The 15,446-nt window shown below is 75.3% G+C and carries 12 protein-coding genes; 2 read left to right on the forward strand and 10 right to left on the reverse strand.

Going from position 1 to position 15,446, the window contains the following annotated elements; all coding sequences use genetic code 11:
- Positions 1-17: 17 nt before the first annotated feature.
- From A8713_RS21980 to A8713_RS21995, 4 genes are all read right to left on the reverse strand, one after another.
- The gene (locus A8713_RS21980; RefSeq protein WP_064535336.1) at positions 18-539 is read right to left on the reverse strand and encodes a DUF1990 family protein; all 522 of its coding nucleotides are present in this window, start codon (positions 537-539) and stop codon (positions 18-20) included.
- 74 nt (positions 540-613) lie between these two features.
- Positions 614-2,254: a M4 family metallopeptidase gene (locus A8713_RS21985; protein WP_064535337.1), complete on the reverse strand. Its 1,641-nt coding sequence runs from the start codon at positions 2,252-2,254 to the stop codon at positions 614-616.
- 285 nt (positions 2,255-2,539) lie between these two features.
- Positions 2,540-4,582, reverse strand: a complete 2,043-nt coding sequence (locus A8713_RS21990; protein WP_064535338.1) for a M4 family metallopeptidase — start codon at positions 4,580-4,582, stop codon at positions 2,540-2,542.
- 343 nt (positions 4,583-4,925) lie between these two features.
- Positions 4,926-6,368 carry a WD40 repeat domain-containing protein gene (locus A8713_RS21995; protein ID WP_064535339.1) on the reverse strand — a complete coding sequence of 481 codons (1,443 nt, stop codon included), beginning with the start codon at positions 6,366-6,368 and terminating at the stop codon, positions 4,926-4,928.
- Positions 6,369-6,584: 216 nt separating this feature from the next.
- On the opposite strand from A8713_RS21995, the gene A8713_RS22000 reads away from it, so the two are divergent.
- Positions 6,585-6,812 carry a hypothetical protein gene (locus A8713_RS22000; RefSeq protein ID WP_064535340.1) on the forward strand — a complete coding sequence of 76 codons (228 nt, stop codon included), beginning with the start codon at positions 6,585-6,587 and terminating at the stop codon, positions 6,810-6,812.
- A gap of 83 nt (positions 6,813-6,895) precedes the next feature.
- On the opposite strand, the gene A8713_RS22005 is transcribed toward A8713_RS22000, so the two are convergent.
- Both A8713_RS22005 and A8713_RS22010 read right to left on the reverse strand, forming a co-directional pair.
- Positions 6,896-7,555 carry a maltokinase N-terminal cap-like domain-containing protein gene (locus tag A8713_RS22005; RefSeq protein ID WP_064535341.1) on the reverse strand — a complete coding sequence of 220 codons (660 nt, stop codon included), beginning with the start codon at positions 7,553-7,555 and terminating at the stop codon, positions 6,896-6,898.
- Between the two features lie 67 nt (positions 7,556-7,622).
- Positions 7,623-8,168, reverse strand: a complete 546-nt coding sequence (locus tag A8713_RS22010; protein WP_064537646.1) for a TetR/AcrR family transcriptional regulator — start codon at positions 8,166-8,168, stop codon at positions 7,623-7,625.
- A 212-nt stretch (positions 8,169-8,380) separates the two neighbouring features.
- Here A8713_RS22010 and A8713_RS22015 point away from each other — a divergent pair, with 212 nt between their 5' ends.
- Positions 8,381-9,574, forward strand: coding sequence for an FAD-dependent monooxygenase (locus A8713_RS22015; RefSeq protein WP_064535342.1), 1,194 nt, complete (start codon positions 8,381-8,383; stop codon positions 9,572-9,574).
- A gap of 122 nt (positions 9,575-9,696) precedes the next feature.
- Here the strand turns inward: A8713_RS22015 and A8713_RS22020 are convergent, their stop codons facing one another.
- From A8713_RS22020 to A8713_RS22035, 4 genes are all read right to left on the reverse strand, one after another.
- Positions 9,697-11,544: an ABC transporter ATP-binding protein gene (locus A8713_RS22020; protein WP_064535343.1), complete on the reverse strand. Its 1,848-nt coding sequence runs from the start codon at positions 11,542-11,544 to the stop codon at positions 9,697-9,699.
- A complete protein-coding gene (locus tag A8713_RS22025) occupies positions 11,541-13,337 on the reverse strand; it encodes an ABC transporter transmembrane domain-containing protein (RefSeq protein WP_064535344.1) in 1,797 nt (598 codons plus the stop codon). Before A8713_RS22025 ends, A8713_RS22020 begins: the two co-directional genes overlap by 4 nt.
- Positions 13,338-13,421: 84 nt before the next feature.
- Positions 13,422-14,135, reverse strand: a complete 714-nt coding sequence (locus A8713_RS22030; protein WP_037873805.1) for a response regulator transcription factor — start codon at positions 14,133-14,135, stop codon at positions 13,422-13,424.
- Positions 14,132-15,427 (reverse strand): sensor histidine kinase, encoded by a 1,296-nt coding sequence (locus A8713_RS22035; protein ID WP_064535345.1) that lies wholly within the window; start codon positions 15,425-15,427, stop codon positions 14,132-14,134. Before A8713_RS22035 ends, A8713_RS22030 begins: the two co-directional genes overlap by 4 nt.
- Positions 15,428-15,446: the final 19 nt, after the last annotated feature.

Raw genomic sequence — 15,446 nt, forward strand, 5'->3', positions numbered from 1 at the left:
GGCCGGTGGTCAGGCGGTCAGGTGCCGTCCTCCAGGCCGGCGCACAGGCGGCGCAGCACGGTGCCGCAGCGGCGGGCGTAGGCGTGCTGGAAGCCGCGGGTGGCCGGGCCGCCCGCGCGGGCGTACCACCTGGCGGGGCGGCTGAAGGCGGTCACGGTCAGCCAGACCGTGCCGTCGCCGGTGCGGTCGACGACGAAGGACTCCTCGCCGCTCTCGGGGTGGCCCGGCAGGGTGCCGTACGCCCATCCGGCCCGGCGCGGTTCCTCGGTGGTCCAGACCACCCGGCAGGGGGCCTTGATCAGCCCGGCGAGGGTGACGGTGACCTCGGCGCCGGGGGCGGCGCGCTCGGCGGCGGTGTCGATGCCCACTCCGGCGGCGCGGTGCAGCTCCCAGGTGAACACGGCCTCGGCGGCCCGCCGGAACACCTCCTCGCCCTCGCCGATGCGGGTGCGCACGTGCAGCGGGCGGAAGCCGGGCGGGCAGTGGCCCTGTTCGCGGGTCGCACCGACCTCCTCGTAGGTGAAGTCCTGGGGAGCCATGGGATCCAAGGGTAGGGCGGAACCCGGGAGACGCGCGTCCCGGGTTCCGCCCGTGGTGTCGTGCGGCCGGTGGGTCAGTTGACGTTGACCCCGGACCAGGCGGCTCCGACCGCCTTGTACTCGGTGCTGGAGGCGCCGTACAGGGCCGACGCCGCGTTCAGGGTCGCCGTGCGGGCGGCCTTGTAGTTGGTGGTCGACGTCATGTACGTGGTGAGCGCCTTGTACCAGATCTGGAGGGCCTTGTCCCGGCCGATGCCGGTGACCTTGGCGCCGTTGGACGTCGGCGAGTTGTAGCTGACGCCGTTGACCGTCTTCGCGCCGCTGCCCTCGCTCAGCAGGTAGAAGAAGTGGTTGGCGACGCCGGAGGAGTAGTGCACGTCCTTGTTGCCGACGGTGGAGGACCAGTAGTCCGCCGAGGCGCCGTCCTTGCTGGGCTTGTCCATGTAGCGCAGCGGGGAGCCGTCCCCGTTGATGTTGATCTTCTCGCCGATCAGGTAGTCGCCCTTGTCGGCGGAGTTGTTGGCGAACCACTCGACGCCGGTGCCGAAGATGTCGGAGGTCGCCTCGTTCAGACCGCCGGACTCACCGGTGTAGTTGAGTCCCGCGGTGTTGGAGGTGACACCGTGGCTCATCTCGTGTCCCGCGACGTCCAGCGCGGTCAGCGGGTGGGTGTTGCCCGAGCCGTCGCCGTACGTCATGCAGAAGCAGCTGTCGTCCCAGAAGGCGTTGACGTAGTTGCTGCCGTAGTGGACGCGGGAGTAGGCGCCCTGGCCGTTGTTCTTGATGCCGTTGCGGCCGAAGGTGCTCTTGTAGAAGTCCCAGGTCTCCTGGGCGCCGTAGGCGGCGTCGGCCGCGGCCGTCTGGTCGGAGGTGGAGCTGGAGGCGGTGCCGGTGCCCCACACGTCGTCGGCGTCGGTGAAGAGCGTGCCGGTGCCGGACGTCTTGCGGGCCAGGTTGTACGTCTTGTGACCGCCGCGCGAGCCGTCGGTCAGCTGGTACGTGGAGCCGGACTTGGTGGTGGTCAGGGTCACCTGGCCCGAGTACAGCGTCTTGCCGGTGCCGGTCTCGATGCCCTGGTACTCGTAGAGCTTCTTGCCGGTGGCGGCGTCGGTGATGACGTGCAGCTGGTTCGGGGTGCCGTCGTCCTGGAGGCCGCCGACGACCGTCTCGTAGGCGAGGACGGGCGTGCCGTTGCCCGCCCAGATCACCTTGCGCGGGGCCTGGTCTGCGGTGGTCTGCGCCGAACCGGCGTCCTTGGCGAGGCCCACGGCCTGCTGCTCGGCCTTGGCCGCGGCGACCTTCGGCGTGAGCGAGGCGACCTTGATGGCCGCGTTGTTGGCCTTGGTGACGCCTTCGGTGGCACCGGACTTCGCGGTGTGCACGATCAGGTCGCCGCCGAGGACCGGCAGGCCCGCGTAGGTGCGCTCGTAGCGGGTGTGGACCGTGCCGTCGGCGTCCTTGACGACATCCTTGACGACCAGCTTCTCCTGGGCGCCGAGACCTATCTGCCGGGCGGTGCCGGACGCGTCGGCCTGCGCCTGCTGGAGCAGGGCGGTGCGGGCGGAGGCGGTGAGCGCGGTGGGGGCCGCGGCCGGGGTGACCGGGGACTGCGCCGAGGCGCTGGTGGTCACGGCGGTGCTGAGCAGGGCTCCGGCGGCGACGGCGGTGGCGACGGCCAGCGTGGTGCGCTTGTGACGCATGAGGCGGGGGGTCACACAAGCTCCTTATGTGGGGGAGCCCGGCCGGCGTGGGGGTGCCGGCCGGACGGAAGGTCGGTTGCTGTGCTCGTGCGGCGGGTGCAGAGAGAGTGACATCAAGGGCGCGTACATGTCAGGACCCCGAGGTGATGTTGGCCGAAAAATGACTGTCCGATTCGTGTTTCGACCATGTGAACGGGCGCCGCCCCGGGTGCTTCCTCGCCGCCGGCGGCGCCCTGCCCTCGGGGAGTCGGGGCCCGGTGGGGGACCTCGGTCCCCCACCGGGCGGCGCCTCGCCCGGCTTTACGGGAAGGTCAGCTTCCAGCCGTCGATGTACCCGGTGTCGCCGGGGCCCTTGTCCTGGACGCGCAGCTTCCAGGTGCCGTTGGCCGCCACCGAGGACGCGTTGACCGTGTAGGTCTGGTGCACGTCCGGGGTCGGGTCGTAGCCGCTGCTCTTCAGCCGGGCCGTGGCGCCGTTCGGGGCGACCAGGTCGATCTGGAGGTCACCGCTCCAGGAGTGCACGATGTCCACCGAGACCTGGAGGTTGGACGGCGCGTTGCCGGTGCGCCCGGAGACCGTGATGGACGAGGTGACCGCCGAACCGTAGTCCGGGATGTTCACGTCCGCGGTGCTCTCGAACGAGGAGCCGCCTCCGGGCGGGTCGCCGCCGCCGGGGCGCGCACCGACCGCGACGCCCGCCCAGGCGTCCTGCACGGCCTTGTACTCGGTGCTGGAGGTGCCGTACAGCTCACCGGCCGCCGCGAGCGTCCCGGTGCGGGCCGAGGCGTAGTTGGTGGTCGAGGTGAACTTGGTGGTCAGCGCCCGGTACCAGATCTGGAGGGCCTTGTCCCGGCCGATGCCGGTGACCGGCAGCCCGTCCGCGGTGGGCGAGTCGTAGTTGACGCCGTTGATCGTCTTGGCGCCGCTGCCCTCGCTCAGCAGGTAGAAGAAGTGGTTGGCGATGCCGGACGAGTAGTGCACGTCCTTGTTGCCCACGCCCGAGTACCAGGAGTCGGCGGAGGCGCCGTCCTTGCTGGGCTTGTCCATGTAGCGCAGCGGGGTGCCGTCGCCGTTGATGTCGATCTTCTCGCCGAGGAGGTAGTCGCCCTTGTCGGTGGCGTTGTTGGCGTACCACTCGACGCCGGTGCCGAAGATGTCGGAGGTCGCCTCGTTCAGGCCGCCCGACTCGCCGCTGTAGTTGAGGCCGGCCGTGTTGGAGGTGACGCCGTGGCTCATCTCGTGGCCGGCGACGTCCAGTTCGGTCAGCGGGTCGTTGTTGCCCGAGCCGTCGCCGTACGTCATGCAGAAGCAGCTGTCGTCCCAGAACGCGTTCACGTACGCGTTGCCGTAGTGGACGCGGGAGTACGCGGCCTGGCCGTTGTTCTTGATGCCGTTGCGGCCGAAGGTGTCCTTGTAGAAGTCCCACGTCATCGCGGCGCCGTAGTGGGCGTCGGCGGCGGCGGTGGCCGCGTTCGACGTCGTGCCGTTGCCCCAGGTGTCGTTGGACTGGGAGAACAGCGTGCCGGTGCCGGACGAACCGTGGTTCAGGTTGTACGTCTTGTGGCCGCCGCGCGCCCCGTCGTTCAGGGTGTACGTCGAGCCGGACTGGGTCGTCGTCAGCGAGACCTGGCCGCTGTACTGGGTGTTGCCGACACCGGTCTCGATGCCCTGGTACCGGAACAGCTCCTTGCCCGTGCTCGCGTCGGTGATGACGTGCAGCTGGTTCGGGGTGCCGTCGTCCTGGAAGCCGCCGATCACCGTCTCGTAGGCCAGCACCGGCTTGCCGGTGGCCGCCCAGATCACCTTGCGGGAGGACTGGTCCACCGACGCCTTGCTGCTGCCCAGCGCCTTGGCCTGCTGCACCGCGTGCTGCTCGACGGCCGCCTTCGCCACCTTCGGGGTGAGGCTCGCGACCTTCACCGCCGCGTTCGTCGCCTTGAGCACCCGCTCGGTCTTCCCCGAGGCCGCGCTGTCGACGATCAGGTCGCCGCCGAGGACCGGCAGGCCCGCGTAGGTGCGCTCGTAGCGGGTGTGGACCGTGCCGTCGGCGTCCTTGACGACGTCCTTGACGGCCAGCTGCTCCTGGGCGCCCAGGCCCAGGTCCTTGGCGGTGCGGGCCTTGGCGCCGTCCGCGTCCCGGATCAGCTCGGCGCGCTGCGAGGCGGTGAGCTTCACGGCGACGTGTGCCGGGGCGAGCTTGACCGCGTGCGGCGCCGGCGCGGCACTCGCGGCGCCGGACTGGACGGCGGTGGCGACGAGCGCGGCGACACCGGCCAGGGCGATGCCCGCGGCCCGGCGGTGGGTGATGTGGGAGGTGCGTCTGCGAGAGCTGCTACTCAACACTGACTCCTTCTGCGTGGCCACGGGTCGCGCGGCCAGGGGGGAGGTCCGGACGCGCGGTGAGCCGTCCGGGCAGAACTGCGTGGAACGCGGAACCAGGTGCGACGTGCGAGGTGTTGGCCGCGTCGCCGTCGTGAAGAAGTGGGGGGTGCTGTGGGGTGACGGTGAACGGCCGAGGGGAAGATTGGCAGGAGCGGCCGTGGCTTGTCAGGAGCGCGTCATCAAGTTGGCTGGAAAACGTTCGTTGTCCGGAAGTTCATGTTCGGTATACGGATCGGACGCCGGGCGGACGGCACGGCGGGAGAGGGCCGGGCCCGGACGGGCCCGACCTGGGCCGATCACCGCCTCAGGAGGGACCGGCGGTGCGGGCCGGGCCGCTCGGGGCCGGTCCGTCCCCGGTCATACGGCGGGCCGCCACCGGAGTCATCCACAGCCGGACGGTCCGGTCACCGGCCCCGGTGGCGAGAAGGGTGCCGTCCGGGGAGAACGCGACCGTGACGACGGCCCCCTGATGGTGCAGCGGCTCGCCCGCCGGGGCGCCGGTGGCGGGGTCCCACAGCCGGACCGTGGTGTCGCGGGAGGCGGTCGCCAGCAGGGTGCCGTCGGGGGAGAACGCCAGCGCGTGCACATCGTCCCGGTGCCCGGTCAGGGGCTCGCCCACCGGCTCGCGGGCGACCGGGTCCCACAGCCGCACCGCGCCGTCCTCGCAGGCCCCGGCCAGCAGGGCGCCGTCCGGTGAGAAGGCCACCGCGCGGACCGTCCCGTGGCGCCCGGTGAGCGGCGGCCCGGTCACCGCGCGCGTGGCCGGGTCCCACAGCCGGACCAGCGTGCCGGGGCCCCCGGCGGCCAGGAGGCGGCCGTCGGGCGAGAACGCCAGCGCGGTCGTGGCGTCCTGACGGCCGGTCGGCAGCCTGGCCGCCAACACGTGCGTGACCGGATCCCACAGGCTCACCCAGCCGTCCCGGCTGCTGGTGGCCAGCAGGGCTCCGCCGGGGGAGAACGCCACCGCGACGACCAGATCGCTCGCCTCCAGCGGGGGCAGGGCCATGGGATGGCCCCGCCCGACGGCGTGCGCGACGGCCCGCGTGGCGAGGCATCCGGCACTCGGGGCGGGAGAGCGGCCGGTCTCCGGGGCCGGAGGGCCGGGCGGGGGTGCGGTCCCGGCGGGGGCGGCCGTGGGCGGCGGTTCGTGGTTGCCCCGGGGCTGGGCGCCGGCGGGCGGCCGGGGCGAAGCGGGAGGCCCGGGGGCGTCGGGTGGCCCGGGGTCGGCGGGGTGCGTGTGGGGCGGCGGCGGGTCCACGGGGTCCGCGGGGCCCGCGGTGGCGGCCGTACGGGCGCTCGCGGCGCGGTGGCTTCTGCGGGCCGCCCGCGCCTGGGTGAGGGCCACCCACCGCTCGTGCCACGGATCCAGTTCGGCCGCCCCGTAGGCCGGCGGCGCGCACTCCTTGCCGTACCGGTCCCAGGACATCAGCGCCCGGACGAGCCAGACCAGCTTGTTCAGCCCGGTGTAGCCGCCGTTGAACAGGGTGCTCTGCGTGGCGGGCGGCAGGGAGGCGCGCTCGTCGGCGAAGAGCTTCGCGGCCCGCTTCTCGATGGTCCGCAGGGACGGATCGCCCGCCCGCACCTTCAGCTCCCGCAGCAGCCGGGACTGCTCGCGCAGCAGTTCCTCGACGGTGTCCGTGCCCGGGTCCGCGCGGGTGCCCGTGTCCCCGGCCGCGTGCGGCTCGTGACGCCTGGCCGCGTGCGGCTCGTGGCCTCTGTCCGCGTGCGCCTCGTGTGTGTGTTCCATGACCGCCGTCCCCCCGGCATCGCGTCGTGACGAGCCAGGTCAGAGGAGCCGGGCCGTACGGCACCGAATCCGGCGGAACATTTCCGAACGGCGCGGGACGGTGCTGCGCGTACGCCGCGCTCCGCCGCCGTACGGCGGCGCGGGCCCGCCGACCGGGCTTCTCCGGGCTTGTTCGGTCCGCCGTGCCGACGGCCCGGTGGGCGGCACAGTCGGACCATGACCACGACTCGGACACCCCAGCCCGCCGGTTCCTCCCCTCAGGAGCCCCCGGCCCCGCCGTTCCTCTCCCTGCACACCACCGTCGTCCTGCTCGCGGCGGTCGTCATCGGACTCGTCATGGGCTTCCTCACCGCCCGCACCGGCGCCCCGGTGGCCGCCGCGGTCATCGCCGGACTGACCAGTTCCGGCGCGAGCGTGCCCGTGTTGCGCGGCCTCATCCGGTGACAGGGCGGGCTCCGCCCCTCCCGCACGCACGAGCGCCCGCCGGTTCCGCCGGCGGGCGCTCGCACGTGGTGCTTCGGGCGCGGTCAGTCGTCGGCGCCGGTGTGCAGGACCGCGAACAGCCCCCGGACGCGGGTGCCGTCCGGCTGCCGCCAGGGGCCGGCGGCATGGCCGGCGGCCGTCGGCGGGCGGACCGGGGCGCCGTCCGGGGCCGGGCTCAGGGCGCGGACCAGCCGGAGCACGGTGCCCTCGGGCGCGGTCAGTTCGGTGGCCTCCGGGGTGTCGGTGACCGTCGGGAAGACGGCGGCGGCCGGGGCCGTGCCCGTGTACGAGCGGACGATCTCGTGGTCCGGGGTGTCGCTGACGCGCTGTGCCTGCGCCTGGGCCGTGCCCTCGATCAGCGCGGCCAGCCGGGCGGCCAGCACCGGGTCGTGGCAGCCGTCGTAGGCCCAGCGCCTGCCCAGCACCCCGTGCTCCATGGTGCCGACCAGCGCGTGTCCGGCGCCGTCGAGCGGGGCGCCGCGGTAGGTGAGGGGCACCAGATAGGCGGCCGGGCTCGGGCCGGAGGTGTCGTTGACGACGAGGAACTCGATGCCGACCTCGCCGCTCGGGTCGTCCAGGCGGAAACCGCCCGCGTTGCTCAGCTCCGGCCGCGGGGCGCCGCCGTACCACGGGCGCGAGGGCAGCCAGGCGGTGAGCAGTTCGAGCTTGGTGGGCTCAAGGGTGGTGCGGTGGATGACGGCCATGCCGGGGATTCTCCTGCGTCGGGGTCGAGGGACGGGCCCTGGGTGCGCGATCTTCCCCAGCCTCGCATCAACGGCCCGCGCCGTCCGCCGTTTCCGTCCGCAGCGCACCGGCCACCAGGCCCCGCAGCTCCGCGGGCGACACCTGCCCGCCGTGCACCAGCCGGTCGAAGACCAGGCCGTCCACGCAGGTCAGCAGGGTGACCGTACGGGCGTCCGCGGCCGCCTCCGGGACGCCGTGCGCGGTCAGGACGGCGCGTACGGCCTCCCGTGCCGTGTTCTCGCGCGGGGTGAGGATCTCGCGGAGTTCGGGGTGGTGCACGCTCTCGATCGCGCACGCGTAGCGGGCCAGCGAGCGCTGCCGCCCCTCGCCCGTCAGGCGCTGCGCGGTGAGCGCGGCGAGGCCCGCCACCAGGTCCGCCGCGTCGCGCGGCACCGGCGCCCGCCGCGCCGCCTCCTCCAGCTCCGCCTGGTCGAGGGCGACCAGGCGCCGGACCAGGGCGGTGAGCAGGGCGCGGCGCGTGCGGTAGTACGCGGAGGTGGTGCCGGACGGCAGTCCGGCCGCGCGGTCCACGGCGCGGTGGGTGAGGCCGCGCATGCCGTGGGCGGCCAGCACGCCGACCGCCGCGTCGGCGAGGGCGGTGCGCCGGTCGGCGGGGCGGCCGGTGCGGTCGGTGCGGGGGAGGGGCTGGCCGGTGGGGTGGTCGGCCGGCTGGTCGGTGGGCTCGGGCACCCCCTATTTCTACACCTGTAGAGGGCGGGAGTACGCTCCTTCTACAGATGTAGAAGCCCGGCGACGGGCGTGCGCCACGGACGAAGGGGACCGGCATGGGCGGCAGCGCGGTGGTGGTGGGCGGCGGCATCGGCGGACTGGCCGCGGCGATCGGGCTGCGCGCGGTCGGCTGGGAGGTGGTGGTCGCCGAACGCGCCCCGGTCCTGGCGGACGTGGGCGCGGGCATCTCCCTGCACGCCAACGGCATGCGCGCCCTGGACGCCCTCGGCGCCGGCGCGGCCGTACGCGCCGCCGCCCGGCCCCAGTACACCGGCGGCACCCGCGTCCCCGGCGGCCGCTGGCTGGCCCGGATGGACGGCACCGTCCTCGAACGCCGGCTGGGCACGCCCATCGTCGGCATCCCGCGCGCCGACCTGCACCGCGCCCTGCGCGCCGCCCTGCCCGAGGGGTGCCTGCGCACCGGCGCCGAGGTGCGGTCCGTCGACGACAGCGACGGCGGGCGGGTGCGGGTGCTCCTGGACGGGACCGGCGGCGAAAGCGCCACCGCCACCGGCCCGGGAGACGTGCTCGACGCCGATCTGGTCGTCGCCGCCGACGGCGTGGGCAGCCGGCTGCGCCGCCGGCTCTTCCCGGACCACCCCGGCCCCGCCTACAGCGGCTCGACCGTGCTGCGCGCCGTCACCGCGCACCCGGTGGAGCTGCGCACCGACTTCGCGCTCACCTGGGGCAGGGGGGCCGAGTTCGGGCACATCGCCTTCCGCGACGGCCGCGCGGAATGGCACGCGGTGCTCGACGCGCCGCCCGGTGTGCGCCCCGCCGACCCGCTCGCCGCGCTGCGCCGCCGCTTCGCCGACTGGCACGAGCCCGTCCCGGCGCTGCTGGCCGCCACCCGGCCCGAGGCCGTACTGCACCACGACATCCACGAACTCACGGTCCCGCTGCCCGCCTTCACCGTGGGCCGCGTCGCCCTGCTCGGCGACGCCGCCCACGCCATGACCCCGCACCTCGGCCAGGGCGCCTGCCAGGCCCTGGAGGACGCGGTCACCCTCGCCGCCGCGCTCGCCGCGGAGCCGTCCACCGCGCAGGCGCTGGCCCGCTACGACGCCGAGCGCCGCCCGCGCAGCCAGGCCGTGGCCCGCGCCGCCCGCCGGGCCGGCCGGATGGGGCAGCGGCTGGCCCACCCGGCGGCCGTCGCCCTGCGCAACACCGCCCTCCGGCTGGCCCCCGACACCGTCACGATGCGGGCCGTCCTCCGGCACGCCGACTGGACCCCGCCCGCGCTGCCCTGACCGTCCCGGCGCCCGCGGTCCCGTGCCGCGCGGCGCTTTCGGCACTCCCGCGCCCGCCCCTGCCCTCCGGGCGGACGGCGGGAAGGCGGTGGGAAGGCGGTGGGAATGCGACGACCGCGGACCTAGGACCGCGCGTCCGCGTCCCCGCCCGGCTTCGCCTCCCCACCCGGTTCCGCCTCCCCACCCGGTTCCGCCTCCCCGCCCGGTTCCGTGTCCCCGTGCCACGTGTGCCACAGGGCCGCGTACGCGCCGCCCGACGCCACCAGCTCGTCATGGGTGCCCAGTTCGGTCAGCAGGCCGTCCTCCAGCACGGCCACCCGGTCGGCGTCATGGGCGGTGTGCAGCCGGTGCGCGACGGCGATGACCGTACGGCCGCGCAGCACGGCGGCCAGCGCGCGCTCGGTGTGGCGGGCCGTGGCCGGGTCGAGCAGCGCGGTGGCCTCGTCCAGGATCAGGGTGTGCGGATCGGCCAGCACGACCCGGGCCAGGGCGAGTTGCTGGGCCCGGGAACCGTCGACGGGCCGCGCGCCCGAGCCCAGCTTGGTGTCCAGGCCGTCCGGCAGCTCCCGCACCCAGGAGTCGGCGCCCACCGCGGCCAGCGCCGCCCACAACTGCCCGTCCGTCGCCTTCGGTTCGGCGATCCGCAGATTGTCCCGGACGCTGCCCAGGAACACATGGTGCTCCTGGGTGACCAGGACGACCTGGCGGCGCAGTGTCTCCGGTTCCAGCGCGGCGACCGGCACCCCGCCCACCGTCACCGAGCCCGCGGTCGGCGCGTCCACGCCCGCCAGCAGCCTGGCCAGCGTCGTCTTGCCCGCCCCGGACGGCCCCACCAGGGCCAGCCGCTCCCCGGGCCGCACCGACAGGTCGACGCCGCGCAGCACCTCGCCGCCGCGCTCGTACGCGTACCGGGCCCCGGCCACGTCGATACGGTCGTCCGCCGGTGCGTCGGCGGTCGCCGGGACCGGGCGCGGGGCCGCGGCCAGGCCCTCGACCCGGGCGAAGGAGGCGCCGCTGCTCTGGAGCAGCTCGACATGCATCAGGATCTGGTCCAGCGGCTCCGTGAACTGCCGCAGATACAGGGCGGCGGCCACCACCGCGCCCACCGTCACCGCGCCGTGCGCGTGCAGCGCCCCGCCGGCCAGCAGCACCCCGGCCACGGGTAGCACATAGGACACCTCGACGGCCGGGAAGAACACGCTGCGCAGGAACAGCGTGTGGAACCGGGCGCGCCGGGACTCCTCCAGCGCGTCGCGGCTCGCCGCGATCCGCCGCCCGGCCAGCCCGAACGCCTCGACGGTACGGGCTCCCCGGGCCGTCTCCGCCAGCACCTCGGCGACCTCGGAGCCGGCCGCGCCCTCGCGCAGATAGCCGTCCCTGGCCCGGCGCAGGTACCAGCGCAGCGCGCACCCGACCGGCGCCAGCGTCAGCAGGCCGATCGCCCCGAGCAGCGGGTTCAGCAGGAACACGGCGGCCAGCACGAACACCGCCTGCACGGTGCTGACCAGCAGTTCGGGGCCCACGGTGCGCAAGGTGGTGCCCACGGCGGCCACGTCGGCGGTGCCGCGGGTGGTCAGATCGCCGGTGCCGGCCCGCTCGACCACCGCGGCGGGCAGGGCCAGCGCCCGGTCCACGAACTCCTCGCGCACCCGCGCCAGGGTGCGTTCGCCGAAGCGGTGGCCCGCGTACCGGGCCCAGCGCGCCAGCAGGAGCTGCGCCAGCGCGGCGGCCAGGAGCCCCGCGGCCAGCAGGTCCACGCCGTGCGCCCCGCCGCCGGAGCGCACCTGGTCGATGATCCGGCCGAGCAGCCACGGACCGGCGAGCCCCGCCGCCGCTGCCAGCACGTTCAGGACGAGGACGCCGGTGAACGCCCGCCCGTCCGCCGCGATCAGACGCAGCGCGGCCCGCCGGACCCGCGCGCGCCCGGCGACCGGCAGCCGGCCCTGGCCCTCGGTTCCGTCCGCCGTCATCGCGCGGCCTCCTGCGCGGTGCCCGCGACGGGCGGTTCGGCGTCCCCTTCCGTGTCGCCTTCCGCGTCCCCCTCCGTGTCCTGTTCCGCATCACGTGCCACCAGCGCCCGGTAGCCCGGTTCGCGGGCGAGGAGCGCGCGGTGGGAGCCCGTCGCCGCGACCTTGCCCTCGACCAGGTGCAGCACGGTGTCCGCGTGGTCCAGGACCAGCGGGGAGGTGGTGGTGACGAGGGTGGTCCGTCCGGCGCGCGTCTCCCGCAGCCGGGCCGCCACCGCCGCCTCGGTGTGCGCGTCCAGCGCCGAGGTGGGGTCCACGGCGAGCAGCACCTCCGGATCGGCCAGCAGGGCCCGCGCCAGCCGCACCCGCTGCCGCTGCCCGCCCGACAGGCTGCGGCCCTGTGCGGCCACGGCCGCCTCCAGACCGTCGCCGAGCCCCTGCACGATGTCCTCGGCGGCCGCCGCGTGCAGCGCCCGCGCGATCTCCCGCGGACCGTGTTGCCGGGGGTCCCGGGGTTCCCCGGCGCCGCACAACACCTCCCGCAGCGAACCCGCGAACAGGTCGGCCTCGTTGTCGGCGACCAGGACGCGTTCGCGCACCCCGGTCAGGGCGTACGCGTCCAGGCGGGTCCCGTCCCAGGTCGCCGCCGACGGCGTGTAGCGGCCGAGCCGGTCCACGACCGCCGCCGCGTCGGCGGGGCTCGCGCAGACCAGCGCGGTCAGCCGGCCCGGCCGCACCCGGACGTCCGACTCCGGGTCGTACAGCTCCGCGGGCCGCGGCGGCGGGGGCAGGGTGCCCGTGTCCTCCTGCGGCTCCAGCCGCAGCAGCCGTACGACCCGGCGCGCGGCCACCACACCCCGGTTCAGCTGGTAGCCCGCCTCCACGAAGAACGACACCGGGGTCACCAGGACCGCCACATAGCCGTACACCGACACCAGTTGGCCCACGGTGATCTCGCCGCGGGCGGCCAGCCGGGCCGCCAGCCAGGTCACCACGGCCAGGAACAGCACCGGCAGCCCCGCGCCGAGCGCCTGGAGCCAGCTCGTCACCGCGCCCACCCGGTAGCCCTGCTCGCGCAGCCGCCGCGAGTCGTGCCGGAAGGCGTCCGCGAACAGCCCCTTGCCGCCCAGGCCGCCCAGCACCCGCAGCCCGCCCGCGAGGTCGCCGATGCGCGCGGTCAGCACGCCCTGCCGTTCGCGGTACTCGCCCTCGGCACCCTGCAGCCGCCGGGTCAGCGGCCCCACCAGCAGCGCGGTCAGCGGCGCCCCCAGCAGCACCACGGCGGCCAGCGGCACGGACACCGACAGCAGCAGCCCCGCCACCGCCGCGTAGACGACGACCGCGCCGACTCCGGGGCCGACCACGGTCAGACACTGGCTGATGGTCTGCACGTCGCCGACGCCGATGGTGACCACCTCCCCGGTGCCCGCCCGGTGCGGCAGCGCCGCGCCCAGCCGCACCACCTGGCCGACGACGACCTTGACGGTGCGGAAGTTGGCGTCCATGCGCACCCGTGTCATCGTGCGGTGCCGCAGGATGCTCAGCCAGGCGTTGACCGCCCCGGCCGCGAACAGCGCGCCCGACCACAGGGCCAGCGCCCCCATGTCCCCGCGCTGGAGCCCGTCGTCGACCGCCCGGGACATCAGGTACGGCGTCGCCGCCAGCAGCACCATCCACACACTCGCCAGCAGCGCCCCGGCGAGCGAACGCCCCGGCTGCCGGGTCACCAGCCACCACAGATACCACCACCCGCCCCGGCTGTCGGGCGTGCCCGGGTCCGCGTAGGCGTCGATCACTGGCGCCCCCTCCCTGTCCCGCCTGCCTTGCCTGTCTCGCCTGTCTCCTGCCGTGTCCGGCGCGCACCGGCCGGTGAGGCCGGGTCAGCCGGTGAAGCCGGGCACCACCAGACCGGACTCGTAGGCGATCACCACCGCGTGGGTCCGGTTCTGCGCGCCGAGTTTGGTGAGCACGTTGCCCACGTGGGTCTTCGCCGTCTCCTGGCTCACCGTCAGCGCCCGCGCGATCTCCGGGTTGGACAGCCCGGTGGCCATCAGCCGCAGCACCTCCTCCTCCCGCCCGGTCAGGGCCGCCCGCGGCAGCGCCTCGGCGGAGCCCAGCGGGCGGGCCGCGACCATCCGGCGCAGCGCGGCCGGGAAGAGGATCGCCTCGCCCGCCGCCACCACCCGCACCGCCTCCGCGATCCGCCCGACCGGATACCGCTTGAGGACGAAACCGGCGGCCCCCGCGCCCAGCGCCGCGGTGACATGGCCGTCGTTCTCGAAGGTGGTGATCACCACGACCTTCGGCGGATCGGGCTCCGCCAGCAGCCGCCGGGTGGCCTCGATGCCGTCGAGGCGGGGCATCCGCACATCCATCAGCACCACGTCCGGCCGCAGCAGCCGCGCCCGCTCGACCGCCTCGGCGCCGTCGGCCGCCTCCCCGGTCACGGCGAGACCCGGCTGCGCCGCGAGCAGCGTGCGCAGACCGCTGCGGGTCACCTCGTCGTCGTCCGCGATCAGCAGGGTGACGGGCGCGGCGGCGGATCCGGCGCCGGGGCCGGTCGGGGCGTGCGCGTCCGCGCCGGAACCGGTCATGCCGGCCACCGTACCGGCAGCCGTACCGCCAGCCGCCAGTGGTCCGGCCCCTCCGGGCCGGCCCGGAACTCGCCGTGCAGCAGCCGTACGCGCTCGGCCAGCCCGGACAGCCCGCGCCCGGACGCCGGGAAGGCCCCCGCGCCCGGTCCTGCACCCGACCCGGTGCGGTTCACCACGTCGAGTTCCAGCACGTCCGCACCGGCCGCCACCCGGACCGCGACCGGACCGCCCGCCCCGTGCCGCAGCGCGTTCGTCAGCCCCTCCTGGACGATGCGGTACGCCGCCCGGGAGAGCGTCCCGCGCACCTGCGTGAGGGCGCCCGACAGCTCCGGTTCCACCACCGCCCCCGCGTGCCGCAGCCGGTCCAGCAGCTCGGGCAGATCGGCCAGGGTGCGCACCGGAGCCGTGCCCGCCTCCTGCTCGCGCAGCACGCCCAGGACGTAGTCCAGGTCCTCCAGCGCGGCGCGCGCCGACTCCTCGATGCTGCGCAGCGCGGCCCGCGCCGCCGCCGGGTCGGCGCCGAGCACCTCGCCCGCCACCGCCGCCTGGATGGTCGTCGCCGTCAGCGTGTGCCCGATGGAGTCGTGCAGTTCCTGGGCCAGCCGGTTGCGTTCGGCCAGCCGCAGCTCCCGCTCGGCGGCCAGCGCGAGCCGCTCGGCCGCCGACGGCCCCAGCAGCCTGGGCGCCGCCCGGCGCAGGGTGCCGGTCACCACCGCGCACACCGTCGCCGCCAGCAGCAGGCAGCCGAGCGCCGCCACCCAGCTGCCCCAGCCGCCCGTCACCCGCACCGACCGGCCGAACAGGACGAGACCGCCCTCGGCGCCGAGCCAGTTGCCCGGCAGGATCAGTCCGGCGACGATCAGCACGCCGCCCACCAGCGCGCCCGCCCAGCCCAGCGCCACGTGCAGCAGCAGCCACAGCGGGGTCCGCCAGCGGTCGGCACCCGACGCCGCGGCGGGGGCCGGGGCCGGGGCCGCGGGAGCGGACCCGCCGTCAGGGGCGGCCGCCGGACGGCGCACGGCCGCCGGGTCGGGCAGCGGCACCCGCAGCACCCGGCGGGCGCAGGCGATGAGCACCCGCCGGGTGGTGCGGGCCAGCCCGGCCGCGCCGATGAGCACCGCCCAGAGCAGCAGGTCCAGCACGATCTGCGCGCCGTAGGGGGCGAAGCGCCAGAGGGGCGACAGCAGGGCGACGAACGGCAGCAGCGCGATGCTCGCCAGCGCGCCGCAGCATGCGAACAGCGCGCCCGTGTACGTGGAGCCGCGCAGCAGCGGCCGGATTCCCCTGGTCATGGTGCGGCCAGTATGACTG

The sequence above is a fragment of the Streptomyces sp. SAT1 genome, from assembly GCF_001654495.1.
In the GTDB taxonomy this organism is placed as follows: domain Bacteria; phylum Actinomycetota; class Actinomycetes; order Streptomycetales; family Streptomycetaceae; genus Streptomyces; species Streptomyces andamanensis.